The organism is Pseudomonas sp. B12(2026), from assembly GCF_057767015.1.
The window spans coordinates 5,178,998-5,195,287 of sequence record NZ_CM173430.1 but is presented as its reverse complement, the minus strand read 5'-3'; the positions used below and the strand labels follow the sequence as shown (position 1 = coordinate 5,195,287).

The 16,290-nt window shown below is 66.4% G+C and carries 15 protein-coding genes and 2 pseudogenes; 10 read left to right on the top strand and 7 right to left on the bottom strand.

Features of this window, described 5'->3' with window-relative positions:
- Nucleotides 1-26: 26 nt before the first annotated feature.
- A complete protein-coding gene (locus AC3B6A_RS24255; RefSeq protein WP_488399639.1) occupies nt 27-320 on the bottom strand; it encodes a hypothetical protein in 294 nt (97 codons plus the stop codon).
- A 27-nt stretch (nt 321-347) separates the two neighbouring features.
- Here AC3B6A_RS24255 and AC3B6A_RS24250 point away from each other — a divergent pair, with 27 nt between their 5' ends.
- The 7 genes from AC3B6A_RS24250 (at nt 348) to AC3B6A_RS24220 (ending at nt 7,839) form a co-directional block, all read left to right on the top strand.
- Nucleotides 348-1,481, top strand: coding sequence for a branched-chain amino acid ABC transporter substrate-binding protein (locus AC3B6A_RS24250; RefSeq protein ID WP_488399638.1), 1,134 nt, complete (start codon nt 348-350; stop codon nt 1,479-1,481).
- 226 nt (nt 1,482-1,707) lie between these two features.
- Nucleotides 1,708-2,622, top strand: coding sequence for an ABC transporter permease subunit (locus AC3B6A_RS24245; RefSeq protein WP_488399637.1), 915 nt, complete (start codon nt 1,708-1,710; stop codon nt 2,620-2,622).
- A gap of 5 nt (nt 2,623-2,627) precedes the next feature.
- Nucleotides 2,628-3,929, top strand: coding sequence for a high-affinity branched-chain amino acid ABC transporter permease LivM (gene livM, locus AC3B6A_RS24240; RefSeq protein ID WP_488399636.1), 1,302 nt, complete (start codon nt 2,628-2,630; stop codon nt 3,927-3,929).
- Nucleotides 3,926-4,801 carry an ABC transporter ATP-binding protein gene (locus tag AC3B6A_RS24235; RefSeq protein WP_488399635.1) on the top strand — a complete coding sequence of 292 codons (876 nt, stop codon included), beginning with the start codon at nt 3,926-3,928 and terminating at the stop codon, nt 4,799-4,801. The genes livM and AC3B6A_RS24235 overlap by 4 nt, the downstream gene beginning before the upstream one ends.
- Nucleotides 4,798-5,514, top strand: coding sequence for an ABC transporter ATP-binding protein (locus tag AC3B6A_RS24230; RefSeq protein WP_488399634.1), 717 nt, complete (start codon nt 4,798-4,800; stop codon nt 5,512-5,514). Before AC3B6A_RS24235 ends, AC3B6A_RS24230 begins: the two co-directional genes overlap by 4 nt.
- A 113-nt stretch (nt 5,515-5,627) precedes the next feature.
- Nucleotides 5,628-6,551 carry a bifunctional Delta(1)-pyrroline-2-carboxylate/Delta(1)-piperideine-2-carboxylate reductase gene (gene lhpI / locus AC3B6A_RS24225; RefSeq protein ID WP_488399633.1) on the top strand — a complete coding sequence of 308 codons (924 nt, stop codon included), beginning with the start codon at nt 5,628-5,630 and terminating at the stop codon, nt 6,549-6,551.
- A gap of 526 nt (nt 6,552-7,077) precedes the next feature.
- A complete protein-coding gene (locus tag AC3B6A_RS24220; protein WP_488399632.1) occupies nt 7,078-7,839 on the top strand; it encodes an SDR family oxidoreductase in 762 nt (253 codons plus the stop codon).
- 216 nt (nt 7,840-8,055) lie between these two features.
- Here the strand turns inward: AC3B6A_RS24220 and AC3B6A_RS24215 are convergent, their stop codons facing one another.
- Nucleotides 8,056-8,691 carry a TetR family transcriptional regulator gene (locus AC3B6A_RS24215; RefSeq protein ID WP_488399631.1) on the bottom strand — a complete coding sequence of 212 codons (636 nt, stop codon included), beginning with the start codon at nt 8,689-8,691 and terminating at the stop codon, nt 8,056-8,058.
- Nucleotides 8,692-8,957: 266 nt separating this feature from the next.
- On the opposite strand from AC3B6A_RS24215, the pseudogene AC3B6A_RS24210 reads away from it, so the two are divergent.
- Nucleotides 8,958-9,227, top strand: a pseudogene (locus AC3B6A_RS24210) (fatty acid desaturase family protein); the annotation flags it as partial.
- A gap of 6 nt (nt 9,228-9,233) precedes the next feature.
- On the opposite strand, the gene AC3B6A_RS24205 reads toward AC3B6A_RS24210, so the two are convergent.
- Both AC3B6A_RS24205 and AC3B6A_RS24200 read right to left on the bottom strand, forming a co-directional pair.
- A complete protein-coding gene (locus AC3B6A_RS24205) occupies nt 9,234-9,449 on the bottom strand; it encodes a hypothetical protein (protein WP_488399630.1) in 216 nt (71 codons plus the stop codon).
- 104 nt (nt 9,450-9,553) lie between these two features.
- Nucleotides 9,554-9,796 (bottom strand): DUF6868 family protein, encoded by a 243-nt coding sequence (locus AC3B6A_RS24200; RefSeq protein WP_488399629.1) that lies wholly within the window; start codon nt 9,794-9,796, stop codon nt 9,554-9,556.
- Between the two features lie 212 nt (nt 9,797-10,008).
- Between AC3B6A_RS24200 and AC3B6A_RS24195 the strand changes: the two genes are divergently transcribed.
- On the top strand, nt 10,009-11,319 hold the full coding sequence (locus AC3B6A_RS24195; RefSeq protein WP_488399628.1) for an MFS transporter: 1,311 nt from the start codon (nt 10,009-10,011) through the stop codon (nt 11,317-11,319).
- Between the two features lie 200 nt (nt 11,320-11,519).
- Here AC3B6A_RS24195 and AC3B6A_RS24190 read toward each other — a convergent pair.
- Together AC3B6A_RS24190 and AC3B6A_RS24185 are read right to left on the bottom strand one after the other, a co-directional pair.
- Nucleotides 11,520-11,837: pseudogene (locus AC3B6A_RS24190) on the bottom strand (phage infection protein); the annotation flags it as partial.
- A gap of 482 nt (nt 11,838-12,319) precedes the next feature.
- Nucleotides 12,320-13,033, bottom strand: a complete 714-nt coding sequence (locus AC3B6A_RS24185) for a hypothetical protein (protein WP_488399627.1) — start codon at nt 13,031-13,033, stop codon at nt 12,320-12,322.
- Nucleotides 13,034-13,563: 530 nt separating this feature from the next.
- Between AC3B6A_RS24185 and AC3B6A_RS24180 the strand changes: the two genes are divergently transcribed.
- Nucleotides 13,564-15,648 (top strand): AsmA family protein, encoded by a 2,085-nt coding sequence (locus AC3B6A_RS24180; RefSeq protein ID WP_488399626.1) that lies wholly within the window; start codon nt 13,564-13,566, stop codon nt 15,646-15,648.
- Here the strand turns inward: AC3B6A_RS24180 and AC3B6A_RS24175 are convergent.
- Nucleotides 15,642-16,097: a GyrI-like domain-containing protein gene (locus AC3B6A_RS24175; protein WP_488399625.1), complete on the bottom strand. Its 456-nt coding sequence runs from the start codon at nt 16,095-16,097 to the stop codon at nt 15,642-15,644. The two genes, AC3B6A_RS24180 and AC3B6A_RS24175, sit on opposite strands and share 7 nt — an antisense overlap.
- Between the last annotated feature and the right edge of the window lie 193 nt (nt 16,098-16,290).

The following is a 16,290-nucleotide window of genomic DNA, read 5'->3' as shown; positions in this document are numbered from 1 at the left end:
ACTTTGGTCTAGCCTCTTATGGTGCGTTACCCCGACGGGTCTGCACCGCGGATGTGCAGTTCGGTGACAGCGATGGTTACGGAAGGGGTTGCGCCTGTGGTGGCTGGACGTATCAGCCCACGGGAAGGAGGGTTGCGCCTTTTTGATTGCCTGGTTGCACCTTCTGCTTTCGGCGGGTTGTCCATGCCTGGTGCTGACGCCTGCCAGCTCTGGCTGTTTTTGCTGTAGGTCTTGGTTAATAACAAAAACGAATGGCACGCCGCTTGCTGTCGATAAATCGCTCGATAGAGAAAATTGCCAACACCAAGTTCGCGCGCCATTACAAAAACCCTCAGGAGCAAAACTCCATGTCGCAGAAGATTTTCAGAAAAGGTTTTCTGGCTCTGGCGGTCACTACCGCGCTGGGCATGTCTTCCGTTGTACAGGCCGATCTCATCATCGGAGTCGCAGGACCGCACACCGGGGCGAACGCTTCGTTCGGCGAACAGTACTGGCGTGGGGCCAATATGGCCGCCGACACGATCAACGCCGCCGGTGGCGTCAATGGGGAGAAGATCAAGCTGGTGAAGGCCGATGACGCCTGCGAACCCAAGCAGGCGGTGGCGGTCGCCAACCGCCTGGTCGATCAGGACAAGGCCATCGCGGTGGTCGGCCACTTCTGCTCGTCCAACACCATCCCCGCGTCCGAGGTGTACGACGAGGCCGGCATCCTCACCATCACCCCCGGCTCGACCAACCCGAAGGTGACCGAGCGCGGCCTCTCCGGCATGTTCCGCATGTGCGGCCGCGACGACCAGCAGGGCGTCGTCGCCGGCAACTACATCGTCAACGTCCTGGGCGCCAAGAAGGTCGCGGTGATCCACGACAAGGACACCTACGGCCAGGGCCTGGCCGATGCCACCAAGGCGCAGTTGAACAAGCTGGGCGTCAAGGAAGTCCTCTACGAGGGCCTGACCCGTGGCGAGAAGGACTTCAACGCGCTGGTCACCAAGGTCCGTGCCTCCGGCGCGGACGTGGTGTTCTTCGGCGGCCTGCACCCGGAGGCCGGCCCGCTGGTGCGGCAGATGCGCGAGCAGGGCCTGAACACCGTGTTCTTCTCCGACGACGGCATCGTCACCGACGAACTGGTCACCACCGCCGGCGGCCCGCAGTACACCAAGGGCGTGCTGATGACCTTCGGCGCCGACCCGCGCCTGATCCCGGACGGCAAGGCGGTGGTCGACAAGTTCCGCGCCAGCGGCTTCGAGCCGGAAGGCTACACCCTCTACGCTTATGCCTCGGTCGAGGCGCTGGCCGCCGCCTTCAAGGGCGCCGGCAAGAACGATCCGCAGGCGGCCGGCAAGTGGCTGCACAGCAACCCGGTGCAAACCGTGATGGGCAAGAAGCAGTGGGACGAGAAGGGCGACCTGAAGGTCTCCGACTATGTCGTCTATCAGTGGGACGACCAGGGCAAGTACCACCAGCTGGAGAAACAGCAGTAAGCGTCCGGACGCTGCCCGGGCTCCGCAACGTCCCCGGCCAGACCCTGCGCGGTCCGGCCGGTGGCGTGGGCGCCCGGGCAGCGGCCGCGCACCACGTCCGATCTGCCGGCGCCGCCACGAGCGGTGCCGGCATCTCCGCAGGTCGGCGCTCGCCCGGCGACGGTCACGAGCCGTTCAGCCCGCTTGCTGCCAGCCTTTCCTGCCCTGTCTGTGTGAGTACCCAATCGTGGACGGTATCTTTCTTCAGCAAATGATCAACGGGCTGACCCTGGGGTCGGTGTACGGTCTGATCGCCATCGGCTACACCATGGTCTACGGCATCATCGGCATGATCAACTTCGCCCACGGCGAGGTGTACATGATCTCCGCCTACCTCTCGGCGGTCGCCCTGGCGGTGCTGGCGTTCTTCGGCCTGGAGTCCTTCCCGCTGCTGATCCTCGGCACCCTGGTCTTCACCATCTGCGTCACCGGCCTGTACGGCTGGGTGATCGAGCGCATCGCCTACAAGCCGCTGCGCAACTCCACGCGCCTGGCGCCGCTGATCTCCGCCATCGGCATGTCGCTGATCCTGCAGAACTACGTGCAGCTGGCCCAGGGCCCGCGCCAGCAGGGCGTGCCGACGCTGCTCGACGGCGCCTTCAAGTTCCACATCGGCGAAGGCTTCGTGCAGCTGACCTACACCAAGGTGTTCATCCTCATCGCCGCCTTCATCGGCATGGCGGTGCTCACCTACGTGATCCAGTACACCCGCCTGGGGCGCATGTGCCGCGCCACCCAGCAGGACCGCAAGATGGCCTCGATCCTGGGGATCAACACCGACCGGGTGATCTCCTACGTGTTCGTCATCGGCGCCGCCATGGCCGCGCTGGCCGGCGTGCTGATCACCATGAACTACGGCACCTTCGACTTCTATGCCGGCTTCATCATCGGCATCAAGGCGTTCACCGCCGCGGTGCTCGGCGGCATCGGCTCGCTGCCTGGCGCCATGCTCGGCGGGCTGATCCTCGGCGTGGCCGAGGCGCAGTTCTCCGGGATGATCAACACCGACTTCAAGGATGTGTTCGCCTTCGGCCTGCTGGTGACCATCCTGATCTTCCGTCCTCAAGGGCTCCTGGGGCGTCCCCAGGTATCGAAGGTGTGAGCATGATGTCCGCTACCCAGACCGCCGCCGCGGCGAAGACCGCGCGCATCGATATCAGGAAGAGCCTGGTCGACACCCTGCTCGCCGGACTGATCGCCCTGGTGGTGTTCGGTCCCATCGTCGGCGTGGTGCTCGACGGCTACGGCTTCAACCTCCAACCGGTCCGCCTGGCCTGGATGGTCGGCGCGGTGATGCTCGGCCGCCTGCTGCTCAGCCTGTTCCTGCAGACCGCGACCGGGCTGCGCGTGATGGATCGCTTCGAGACCTCCGACTCGGGCATCAGCGTGCTGCAGCCGGGCTACAAGACGCGCCTGCGCTGGATCGTCCCGCTGCTGATCGTCGCTGCGGTGATCTTCCCGTTCTTCGCCAGCAAGTACCTGCTCACGGTGATCATCCTCGGGCTGATCTACGTGCTGCTGGGCCTGGGGCTGAACATCGTGGTGGGCCTCGCCGGCCTGCTCGACCTCGGCTACGTGGCCTTCTACGCCATCGGCGCCTACGGCCTCGCGCTGGGCTACCAGTACCTCGGCCTGGGCTTCTGGACGGTGCTGCCGCTGGGCGCCGTCACCGCCGCGCTGGCCGGCGCGCTGCTGGGCTTCCCGGTGCTGAGGATGCACGGCGACTACCTGGCCATCGTGACCCTGGGCTTCGGCGAGATCATCCGCCTGATCCTCAACAACTGGCTGTCCTTCACCGGCGGCCCGAACGGCATGTCGGTGCCCTCGCCGACCTTCTTCGGCCTGGAATTCGGCCGCCGGGCGAAGGAGGGCGGCACGCCGATCCACGAATTCCTCGGCATCGACTACAACCAGAACCTCAAGTTCGTGTTCATCTACGCGGTGCTCTTCCTGGTGGTGCTGCTGGTGCTCCACATCAAGCACCGGCTGACCCGCATGCCGGTGGGCCGCGCCTGGGAAGCGCTGCGCGAGGACGAGATCGCCTGCCGCTCGCTGGGCCTGAACCACGTGCTGGTGAAGCTCTCGGCGTTCATGCTCGGCGCCTCCACCGCGGGGCTGGCCGGGGTGTTCTTCGCCAGCTACCAGGGCTTCGTCAACCCGTCGTCCTTCACCTTCTTCGAGTCGGCGCTGATCCTCGCCATCGTGGTGCTCGGCGGCATGGGCTCGACGATGGGCGTGGTGATCGCCGCCTTCGTCCTCACCGTGGCGCCGGAACTGCTGCGCAGCTTCGCCGACTACCGGGTGCTGCTGTTCGGCATCCTCATGGTGCTGATGATGATCTGGCGCCCGCGCGGGCTGATCCGCATCAGCCGCACCGGCTTCGCCGCACGCAAGGGGGTGGCGCCATGAGCGGTGACAAGATCCTCAGCGTCGAGCACCTGATGATGCACTTCGGCGGCATCAAGGCGCTCAACGACGTCAACCTCGACGTGGAGCGCGGCTCCATCACCGCGCTGATCGGCCCCAACGGCGCCGGCAAGACCACGGTGTTCAACTGCCTGACCGGCTTCTACAAGGCCACCGGCGGCAACATCCTGCTCAACACCCAGGGCGGCACCACGGACGTGATCCAGGTGCTCGGCCAGCCGTTCCAGGGCAGCGATTTCGTCAGCCCGGCGCAGTTCGGCAACCGCCTGTACTACAAGATGTTCGGCGGCACCCACCTGGTGAATCGCGCGGGGCTGGCGCGCACCTTCCAGAACATCCGGCTGTTCCGCGAGATGTCGGTGGTGGAGAACCTGCTGGTGGCCCAGCACATGTTCGTCAACCGCAGCCTGATCGCCGGCGTGCTCAACACCCCCGGCTACCGCCGCGCGGAAAGCGAGGCGCTGGACCACGCCTTCTACTGGCTGGAAGTGGTGGACCTGGTGGACTGCGCCAACCGCCTGGCCGGCGAGATGTCCTACGGGCAGCAGCGCCGCCTGGAGATCGCCCGCGCCATGTGCACGCGGCCCGAGCTGATCTGCCTGGACGAACCCGCCGCCGGCCTCAACCCGGCCGAGACCCAGGCGCTGGCGCGGATCGTCCGCTACCTGCGCGACCACCACGGCATCACCGTGCTGCTGATCGAGCACGACATGGGCATGGTGATGAACATCTCCGACCACATCATCGTGCTCGACCACGGCGTGGTCATCGCCCGTGGCGCGCCGGACGAGATCCGCCACAACGACAAGGTAATCGCCGCCTATCTCGGCGCGGACGAAGAGGAGCTGGTATGACGGCGCCGATGTTGGAGTTCCGTGATGTGGATGTGTTCTACGGGCCGATCCAGGCGCTGAAGAAAGTCTCGCTGAGCGTCAACGAAGGGGAAACCGTGGCGCTGATCGGCGCCAACGGCGCGGGCAAGTCCACGCTGCTGATGTCGATCTTCGGCCAGCCGCGCGCGGCCTCCGGTTCGATCTTCTTCAAGGGCCAGGACATTCGCCACAAGTCCGCGCACTACGTGGCCTCCAACGGCATCGCGCAGTCGCCGGAGGGGCGCCGGGTGTTCCCCGACATGACCGTGGAGGAGAACCTGCTGATGGGCACCATCCCCATCGGCATGGACCACGCGCAGGAGGACATGGAGCGCATGTTCGACCTCTTCCCGCGCCTCAAGGAGCGGCGCAACCAGCGCGCCATGACCATGTCCGGCGGCGAGCAGCAGATGCTCGCCATCGCCCGTGCGCTGATGAGCCGGCCCAAACTGCTGCTGCTCGACGAGCCGTCGCTCGGTCTTGCGCCCATCGTCGTCAAGCAGATCTTCCAGACCCTGCGCGAGCTGGCGAAGAGCGGGATGACGCTGTTCCTCGTGGAGCAGAACGCCAACCACGCGCTGAAGCTCTCCGACCGCGGCTACGTGATGGTCAACGGCGAAATCCGCCTGAGCGGCACCGGCGCGGAACTGCTGGGCAACCAGGAGGTTCGCGACGCGTACCTGGGCGGGCACTGAAGCCTGCCGCTCTTCGTAGGAGCGAGCTTGCTCGCGAACAAAACCCGCTGCGGAGATGTTCGCGAGCAAGCTCGCTCCTACAGGTTTCCCCTGCTTCCTGAAGAGGCGTATTCATGCAAGGCCTCCGCTTCCTCACCAACGCCGACGTCGCCGAACGCCTGGGTTATCCGCAACTGATCGAAGCCCTGCGCAGCGGCCTCGCCGGTGCATGCGAGGCCCCCGTGCGCGTCTGCCACGAACTGCCCGGCAACGCCTCGCTGCTGACCATGCCGGTGTGGCGGCCGGGGCAGGACATCGGCGTCAAGCTGGTCACCGTGTTTCCCGGCAACGGCGCGAAGAACCTGCCGGCGGTGGCCGCGCTGTTCTGCCTGTTCGACGGCGAGACCGGCCGTCCGCTGGCGATGCTGGAAGCCTCGGAAATGACCGCCCGGCGCACCGCCTGCACCTCGGCGCTGGCCGCCGACTACCTGGTGCGCCGCGATGCGCGCCGCCTGCTGGTCGTCGGCAGCGGCACCCTGGCGCCGCACATGGTCCGCGCCCACTGCGCGGTGCGCGAGTACGAGGACATCGCCATCTGGGGGCGCCACGCCGGGAAGGTCGAGGCACTGGTGAAGCGCCTTCAGGACGAAGGCTACCCGGCGCACGCCTGCGCCGACCTGCGCGGCGCCGTCGCGGCGGCGGACTGCATCAGCTGCGTGACCACCTCCCGCGAGCCCATCGTTTACGGCGCGTGGCTGCGTTCGGGCTGCCACCTCGACCTGGTCGGCGCCTTCCTGCCGAGCATGCGCGAGACCGACAGCGAAGCCGTGCGCCGCGCGCGCATCGTGGTCGATACCCGCGAAGGTGCGCTGGAGGAAGCAGGCGACCTGCTGATCCCGATGGGCGAGGGCGTGATCGACGAAAGCGCCATCCACAGCCAGCTGTCCGACCTGCTGCACGGTCGCGGCGCTCGCACGGACGACGGCGAGATCACCCTGTTCAAGTCCGTGGGTTATGCACTGGAAGACCTGATCGCGGCACGCCTGCTGCTTCAGTGACAGGGCCGGTGGGTTTGTCCAGAAAATCTGTGGGCCGGGCTGTGGATAACATCTGGGAGAACGCCTCCGGGCCCCGTGCCTACAGGCGCCGTCGCGGGCGGCTGATTTCTGTTCGATCGCCCTGCAACCCCTGTATGGATGGACAGTTCCGGTTCCCCGGGAAGGTTCCCGGCGGCTCCCGGTTGTCCACGCCAGCCGTTGAAAGACTTGTGGATAACCTTGGGAAGAACTTCCCCGGCGTAGTGCTGGCGCGGCTTGCAGCGCTGCGTTCGAAATTCGTCCAGCGCAAATGCGCCGCCGCGCTTGCCCACAAAAACGGTGGAGCAGGCTGTGGACAAGGTGGGCGCAAGTCCGAGCGGCCCCGCAGTGACGGGGCTTTCCGGCGGCTGTGCGGGTTTTATCCAGCGCCGCTGTAGCGCAACGCGGCGCGGCCGGGCTGTTATCCTGCGAGGACCGACCAGAACGCGCCCGCCGTGCCGCGCCGCCATCCCCCGGTGCGGAAAGGGCCAACCAAGAGGATCACGCGATGACTTCCACCCTGTTCATTACTGGCGCCACCTCCGGCTTTGGCGAGGCCTGCGCGCGCCGCTTCGCCCGCGACGGCTGGTCGCTGGTGATCACCGGCCGTCGCGAGGAGCGCCTGAACGCCCTGGCGCAGGAGCTCTCGGCGCAGACCGAGGTGCTGCCGCTGACGCTCGACGTACGCGACCGCGCGGCCATGACCGCGGCGGTGGACGGCCTGCCGGAGAAGTTCTCCAAACTGCGCGGCCTGATCAACAACGCCGGCCTCGCCCTGGGCGCCGACCCCGCACAGCAGTGCAGCCTGGATGACTGGGACACCATGGTTGACACCAACGTCAAGGGCCTGATGTACGCCACCCGCCTGCTGCTGCCGCGCCTGATCGCCTACGGGCCGGGCGCGAGCATCCTCAACCTCGGCTCGGTGGCCGGCCACTGGCCGTATCCGGGCGGCCACGTGTACGGCGCCACCAAGGCCTTCGTCGAGCAGTTCTCGCTGAACCTGCGCTGCGACCTGCAGGGCACCGGCGTGCGCGTCACCAACCTGGAGCCGGGCATGTGCGAGAGCGAGTTCTCCCTGGTGCGCTTCGGCGGCGACCAGGCGAAGTACGACAAGACCTACGCCGGTGCCGAACCGATCCAGTCCGCGGACATCGCCGAGACCATCCACTGGATCATGAACCAGCCGCCGCACATCAATATCAACAGCCTGGAGCTCATGCCGGTGAGCCAGGCCTGGGCGGGGTTCTCGGTGCATCGCAAGGGCTGATGCACCGCCCCGGTTTGGTGGGGGCGGACCCCGTCCGCGATAGCCCGACAGATGGCGTGATTCGCGGATAAGATCCGCTCCTACGAGAGCCGGTTCCCGCAGGAGCGTTGGTTTGGTGGCGCTTCTGTAGGAGCGGACCTTGTCCGCGATCGGCCGCGCTCAGGAGCATCGCGGACGGAGTCCGCTCCTACGGAAACGGGTACGCCGGACGTCGGTTCAGGGCCGCGAGCCGATCCCGGTCCAGTGCTTGGCGCCGATCATGACGAAGCGCAGCTGCTGGGTGACCTTGGCCTCGGGCGACAGGTGCGTCGGCAGGGAGTCGGCCGGCAGGTCGATCAGCTCGGGCAGGGTGGCGAACACCGTCTTCACCACCAGGTCGGCGATCACGTCGAGGTCCTGGGCCTGCAGGTGCGGCAGCTTGTTCAGCAGCGCCAGGTCCGCGGCGAGGTCGTCGGTGATGCGCTGGCGCAGTTCGCCCACGGCCTGGCGGATCGGCAGCGAGCCGCCGTACTGCTCGCGGGCGAGGAAGAGGAACTGGGTGCGGTTGGCGCTGACCGCGTCGAGGAAGATGCGCACCGACGCCTCGATCACGCCGCCCTGCTCGAACTCGTTGCGCCGCACCATGCGCAGGGTCTGGCGGAAGGTCTCGTCGACCTCGACGACCAGCGCCAGGCCGAGCTGGTCCATGTCGGCGAAGTGCCGGTAGAAGCCCGCCGGCACGATCCCCGCCGTCTTCGCCACTTCCCGCAGGCTCAGGCTGCCGAAGCCGCGGCCGCTGTCCATCAGGCTCCGCGCGGCATCCATCAGGGCCTGGCGGGTCTGTTGCTTCTGTTCGGCGCGGGGAGTGGACATACGGCGGTGCGATCCATGGCGAAGGCGCTGGCACTCTAGCAAATGCCGCCCGGCGCGGGGGAAGTTCCTGCGCAACACAGTGAACACGTGTTTGCTGTCTTGTCGCGCCTTCCCTTCGCCGGCCTGCGCTTGCTCCGGCCGCTGCTGGTGGCCTTGCGCGCCCTGGTGCGCGGCCGTTGGCTGCGCAAGGCGGATATCGACGCCGTGCTGCGCACCTGCAGCGCGGCTGGCTGCCGGACCGGGTGTACGCGCGGGTCGAGGCGCGGCACTGGTACCTGCGCCAGTTGCGCGGGTCGAGCAACCTGGAGGGCGGGCGGCTGTTCCACATGCTCACCGGCAACCTCAGTCACCAGACCGAACACCACCTGTTCCCCGACCTGCCGGCGCGGCGCTGTGCCGGGTTGTCGCGGCAGGTGCGCGAGATCGCCGCGCGCTACGGCCAGGCCTACAACAGCGGCAGGCTGTCGGCGCAATTCGCCACGGTGCTCAGGCGGATCTGGATCTACCGTCTGCCCAACCCGGCGGCCAATGGCTGAAGCGGATCAGGCGTGCCGGCTCAGCGGTGTGTGGACGTCCTCGCGCAGGGCGCGCAGGTCGGCGGCGTCCTGGTTGAGGTGGTGGATGGCTTTGAGCAACTTCTGCCGCAACAGGTCGTCCTGGACCTGATCGACTGCCCGCATGACTTCCAGCGCCGTGGCTTCGTTGTTGGTGGCAACGGCGTCGAGGGTTTTCCGCAGGCTGCGAGTGGCGTGTTTCACGATGGACCTCCTTCAAACTGCGTGCACCCTACGACACGAACATTTCCAATAAATTTCAGTAGTTAGCTACTGGATGGACGGTCGGTCCGGCGCATGGCGTGGCGTCAGTACAGCAGGCACAGGGCGATCAGCGGCACCAGGTTGAGCAACAGCACGCCGATCTTGTAAACCGCCATCCCGCCATAGTGCAGGGCGTCGAAGTGCTCGACGGAAATCTTGAACCAGCGCGAATGCAGACGATGCAGAGGCTCGTGGGCGAGGCTGAAGGCGGCGAACCAGATCAGCAGGACCACGTAGTTGAGCACGGTGCAGTAGAGCAGGAAGGGCTTGAGGTCGGCGGGTGTCATGGCGAATCTCCAGGCTCGTTTCCAGTTGGAGGTGTGCGGGCGGCCGATGGTTGCACTGCGATGGCGGCGGCGCCGGCCGCTGGCGATAATACCGGCGTCGCGGCGATGTGATCTTTGACGCGCCGGGGCTGTCCGATGTCGGGTGCCTGCCGGTCCTGCCCGCGGTGCCTCGCTGATTTCCACCCACTTTCGAATCGTCTGCCGGACTCGCCATGTTCAGCCCGCTCGTCACCTTTCCCGCACTCTATACCGCCACGCTGCTGATGCTCGCCGGCTCCGGCCTGTTCACCACCTACATGGGCCTGCGCCTGACCCAGGAAGGGGCGGGCGACCTGTGGGTCGGCGGCCTGATGGCGGCCTATTACTTCGGCCTGGTCTGCGGCGGCAAGTTCGGCCACAAGCTGATCTCCAGCTTCGGCCACATCCGTTCCTACGTGGCCTGCGCGGGCCTGGCGACGGTGATCGTGCTGATCCACGCGCTGGTCGCGCAGCTGGAGGTCTGGGTCGTGCTGCGCTTCGTGATGGGCGCGGTGATGATGAACCAGTACATGGTGATCGAGAGCTGGCTCAACGAGCAGGCCGAGGGGCACCAGCGCGGCAAGGTGTTCGCCGGCTACATGGTGGCGGTGGACGCCGGCCTGGTGGTCGGCCAGGGCCTGCTGGCGCTGAGCCCGGTGCTGGACTACAAGCCGCTGCTGCTGGTCGCCATCTGCTTCTCGTCCTGCCTGATCCCGCTGGCGCTGACCCGCCGGGTGCACCCGGCCAGGCTGGTGGCGGCGCCGCTGGAGTTCGGCTTCTTCTGGAAGCGTGTGCCGCAGTCGCTGGGCACCATCTTCGTCGCCGGCCTGATGGTCGGCGCCTTCTACGGCCTGGCGCCGGTGTATGCGGCGCGCAACGGCCTGGATACCTCGCAGTCGAGCCTGTTCGTCGGCATCAGCATCATCGCCGGCTTCTGCGCGCAGTGGCCGCTGGGCTGGCTGTCGGACCGGATGAACCGCAGCTGGCTGATCCGCGGCAACGCGCTGCTGCTGTGCGTCGCTTCGGTGCCGATGTGGGGGCTGGTCCAGTTGCCGTTCGGCCTGCTGCTGGCCAACGGCTTCGTCACCGGCATGCTGCTCTTCACCCTCTATCCGCTGGCGGTGGCGCTGGCCAACGACCACGTCGAACAGCCGCGCCGCGTGGCGCTCTCGGCGATGCTGCTGACCACCTATGGCGTTGGCGCCTGCGTCGGCCCGTTGTTCGCCGGCGCGATGATGCGTCACTTCGGGCCGGGCATGTTCTACATGCTGGTCTCGGCCTATGCGCTGCTGCTGATCTTCTGGGTCCAGCCCAAGCGCGTCACCGGCGTGCACCGCGTCGACGAGGCGCCGCTGCACCATGTGCCGATGCCCGATACCGTCAGCCCGATGGCCGCCACCCTTGACCCGCGCGTCGAGGAGGTGCCGGAGGAACTGGTGGTGGAAGCCCCGCCGACCATCGGCCGCTCCGACGGCGAGCCGGACAGCGCCGAAACCCGGGGCTGACGGCGTTCTGACAGGCTGCCCGCCCGGCTGGCGGCGGAAATAAGAAAGCCCGGCACAGGCCGGGCTTTTCTGGCGCCTTGCGGCGTACTGCTGGATCAGGCTTTCAGGTGGGCGTCGAAGACGATGTCGCCACCGGACTCGGCAACCATGTTGCCGTGCAGGCGATCGATGGTCTGGCTGGAGCCGTTTTCGGCAACGTCCATTTCCTGGTGCAGGCGATCGACCGACTGGCTCGAACCGTTTTCAGCGACGTTCAGCTGCTGGTGCAGACGGTCGATGGTGCGCTCGGAACCGTTCTCGGCAACGCGAACCTCATTCATTTCCTGGTGCAGACGGTCAATGGTGTGCTCGGAGCCATTGGCGGCAACGCGGGCTTCGTCGCCCATGCGCTGGTGCAGGCGGTCGATGGTGTGCTCGGAGCCATTGGCGGCAACGCGGGCTTCGTCACCCATCTGCTGGTGCAGACGGTCGATGGTGTGCTCGGAGCCGTTGGCGGCAACGCGGGCTTCGTCACCCATCTGCTGGTGCAGGCGATCGATGGTGCGATCGGAGCCGTCCTGGGCGATTTGCGGCTGGGCGGCGGGAGTCAGGATGGCCGGGGCGGCGAAGACGGCGCTGGCGGTCATCAGGGAAGTGAGTGCAAGGCTGAGGGCGATTTGGCGTTTCATTTCAAGTGGCTCCAAAGGGGGAGGAAGTTTTTGGCGACGGGGTTATTTTCCCTTCGGATTAATCGATTTAAAAACGATGACTCTCAATAGAGTGGATCAACGATGTCGATTATTTAGGGGCCTAATGTTCACTATCGTTGGAAATGATGTGACGCCGGAAAGCCCTCTGGGACGGTGCTTTCAGACGATTCAGGGGGTATTGCGGCGAGGGTGTCGCTGGCAGGGCGGGCTGGCCTGGCATTGATGCAGCTGTTCCAACTAGCCCCGGGGAAATAAGAAAGCCCGGCATGGCCGGGCTTTTCTTGCGCCTTGCGGCGTACTGCGTGGGGCAATCAGGCTTTCAGGTGAGCGTCGAAGACGGTATCGCCACCGGATTCGGCGACCATGTTGCCGTGCAGACGGTCGATGGTCTGGCTGGAGCCGTTTTCGGCCACGTCCATTGCCTGGTGCAGGCGATCGACCGACTGGTTCGAACCGTTTTCAGCGACGTTCAGTTGCTGGTGCAGGCGGTCGATGGTCTGGCTGGAGCCGTTTTCGGCCACGTCCATTGCCTGGTGCAGGCGGTCGACCGACTGGCTCGACCCGTTTTCAGCGACGTTCAGTTGCTGGTGCAGGCGGTCGATGGTCTGGCTGGAGCCGTTTTCGGCCACGTCCATTGCCTGGTGCAGGCGGTCGACCGACTGGCTCGACCCGTTTTCAGCGACGTTCAATTGCTGGTGCAGGCGGTCGATGCTGCGGCTGGAGCCGTTCTCGGCAACGCTCATCTCTTTGTGCAGGCGGTCAACCGAGTGGCGCGAACCGTTTTCGGCGACGTTCAGTTGCTGGTGCAGACGGTCGATGGTCTGGCTGGAACCGTTTTCGGCAACGCGGGCCTTGGCGGCGTCCAGTTGTTTCTGTTGTTGGTCCAGGGTGCGTTCGGCGCCGTCTAGGACCAGCAGTCGGGTCTGGCTGGCGTTCACGACCGGGGACTCTTGCTGGGCGCCGGCGAAAGCGGCATTGGCAGCAAGTACGGAGAGGGCAAAGCCAAGTACGAGGGTGCGTTTCATGATGCGGCTCCAGAAAGAGTGGGGAGTTCGTTGGACACGGGCTCAGTATCTGTTCTGGATTATCGATTGGAAAACGATGCTGCGAGATAGTCTGTATCGATGTCGATGATTGTCTGTTTTTCTGTTTAAAAACAAATAGTTGATCGATAGAAAAGTCTTCTATCAATGACCTTGATGGCGGCTATTGGTGTGATTGTTAGTATCTAATTAATGGATTAATTGGCCGGGCCGGCCCCGGGAAGCGCTCTGCAGCGCTGCTTTCGCCGCTTCGGCGATGATTTGCGGGGGGCCGGTCGGGCGGGAGGGGGCGGCGATCCGTGTGTCCCGCTTCCCGCTCAGGAAAGTTCCACCCACCTGCCGCTGCCGATTGCGGGAGATTTACCCCGCCAACGGTGGTCCAAAGCGACGGACCAAGGGAGAATGCCGGCGCGGCGGGCTCCGGCGGCCGTGGTTTCATCAATACCCCATGCAGCGGCTCTGGCGCCGGGATGCCAGGCCTTTCACCGACGCGGCAACCAGGGAGTTCACACATGACGCGCGGCCAGCGAATCTGCCTTTGGACCTTCACCGGCTTCATCGCCTTCTTCGCGGCGTTGCTGGTGTTCATCGCCACCTTCGACTGGAACCGGGTGAAGCCGATGATCAACGAGAAGGTGTCCGCCGAGCTGGGGCGTCCCTTCGCCATCAATGGCGACCTGCAGGTGCTCTGGCGTACCGAGCCGGAGCAGGACGGCTGGCGTGCCCTGGTGCCCTGGCCGCATTTCAGCGCCGCCGACATCACCCTGGGCAATCCCGACTGGGCCGCCGGCAAGACCGCCGCGCCGCAGTTCGCCAGCCTGGAGAAGGTGGAGTTCCGCCTCGCGCCGCTGCCGCTGCTGTGGCAGACCCTGAGCATCCCGCAGATCATCCTCACCCGCCCCAGCGCCGACCTGCTGCGCCTGGCCGATGGCCGCGCCAGCTGGACCTTCGAGCTGCCGAAGAAAGAGGAAGAGCCCAATCCCGAGCCGTCGCCCTGGAAGCTGGATATCGGCGAGATCGGCTTCGACAAGGGGCGCATCACCCTCGACGACGAGGGCCTCAAGACCCACCTGGAGCTGCTGGTGGACCCGCTCGGCAAGCCGGTGCCCTTCGGCCAGCTGGCCGGCAAGGCGATGGCCGGGACGGGCGCGGCGGACACCCAGGACTATGTGTTCGGCTGGAAGCTCAAGGGTGAGTACAAGGGCCTGCCTCTGAGCGGTTCCGGCAAGGTGGGCGGCATGCTGGCCCTGCAGGACGCCGCCAGGCCCTTCCCGCTGCAGGCGGAGATCGCCGCCGGCAGTACCCGCGCCAGTGTGGTCGGCAGGCTGACCGATCCGCTGAACCTGGGCGCGCTCGACCTGCGCCTGAAGCTGGCCGGCAGCAGCATGGCCAACCTGTTCCCGCTCACCGGCGTGACCCTGCCCGATACCCCGGCCTACGAGACCGACGGCCGCCTCACGGCGCGGCTGAAGGACCCCGGCGGCGCCACCTTCCACTACGAAGACTTCAACGGCAAGGTCGGCGGCAGCGATCTCCACGGCAGTCTGCTGTTCGTCAACCGCCAGCCGCGCCCGAAGCTCTCCGGCACGCTGCGCTCCGAGCAGCTGCGGATGGTCGACCTCGGCCCGCTGATCGGCGCCGACTCGAACAAGGCCAAGCAGGCGCGCGGCCAGGCCACCCGCCAGCCGGCGGACAAGGTGCTGCCGGTGGAAGAATTCCGCACCGAGCGCTGGCGCGCGATGGACGCCGACGTGGAGTTCACCGGCAAGCGCATCGTCCACAGCGACAAGCTGCCGCTCAGCGACCTCTACACCCACCTGGTGCTCAATGACGGCCAACTGACCCTGGAGCCGCTGCGCTTCGGCGTGGCCGGCGGCACGCTGGATTCGCAGGTCCGCCTGGACGGCGGCAAGACGCCGATGCGCAGCCGCGTCGAGCTCAAGGCGCGCAGCTTCAAGCTCAAGCAGCTGTTCCCCAGCTTCGCGCCGATGCAGACCAGCTTCGGCGAGCTCAATGGCGACGCCGCGCTGAGCGGCACCGGCAACTCGGTGGCGAGCATCCTCGGCGGCGCCAACGGGCAGATGAAGCTGCTGATCAACGACGGCCGGATCAGCAAGGGGCTGATGGAGATCGCCGGCCTGAACGTCGGCAACTATGTGGTGGCCAAGCTGTTCGGCGACGACGAGGTGAAGATCAACTGCGCCGCCGCCGACATCGGCATCAGCAAGGGCCTGGCGCAGCCGCGGGTGTTCGTGTTCGACACCGAGAACGCCATCATCAACGTGCAGGGCACCGCCAACTTCGCCACCGAGCAGCTGGACCTGGACGTGATTCCCGAGAGCAAGGGCCTGCGCATCTTCTCGCTGCGTTCGCCGCTCTATGTCCAGGGCACTTTCAAGAACCCCCGGGCGGGGGTGCACAGCGGTCCGCTGATGCTGCGCGGCGCGGGCATGGTCGCGCTGGGTGTGGCGGTGGCGCCGGCGGCCGCGCTGCTGGCGCTGGTGGCGCCCAGCCAGAAGGAGGACAACCAGTGCGGGCCGCTGCTGCAGCAGATGAAGCAGCCGTCAAAGGCGCCGGCGCCCGGCAAGCGTCAGTAGACCGGGATGTACAGGTCGGTTTCCGAGGCCGGGTTCTCCGGGCCGAGGAAGCGCTCGGTGTAGCGTTCCAGGTCGATGCCCTTGCGCGGAGAAAGGCCCGCGCGGGCGAGCAGGCTGGAGTAGATGGCCTGGAAGCTGTCGGCGATGTCCTGCACCGGGCCGGTGTGGGTGAACACCGCGTACTTCTGCGCCGGCACCTCGAACTTCAGCATGCCCTCGGGCACCGCCGCGTCGGCCTCCACCGGCAGCGCCGCGATGTAGTGGAACTCGCCGCCCGGCAGCTGCGCGCAGACGCCGTAGGCGCTCTTGTCCCGCGCGCTGGCGCTGATCTCGTGCTCGCGCGGCAGGAAGCGCTGCCAGAGCTGGCCGATGCTGTCGCCAGGGGCGCTGCCCCGATAGTCCATGCCGACCACGGTGAAGGCGGGTAACTCGATGATCCTGTGTTTCATGGCGTGCAGCTCCTTGCTGGGTGTTCGCATGATAAACGGCGGCGCGTCGGCGTGAATCCCTCCGCGTGGCGCCGCTCCTTCTCGGTAGACAGCCGAGCCGGGAGAACGTCATGCGCCTGTGCGGGCATGCTGAAGGGCGCCGGCGGCGCCTGGGAATGCGGGTGTGCGGCGGGAGCGGCCCTCACCCGGCCGG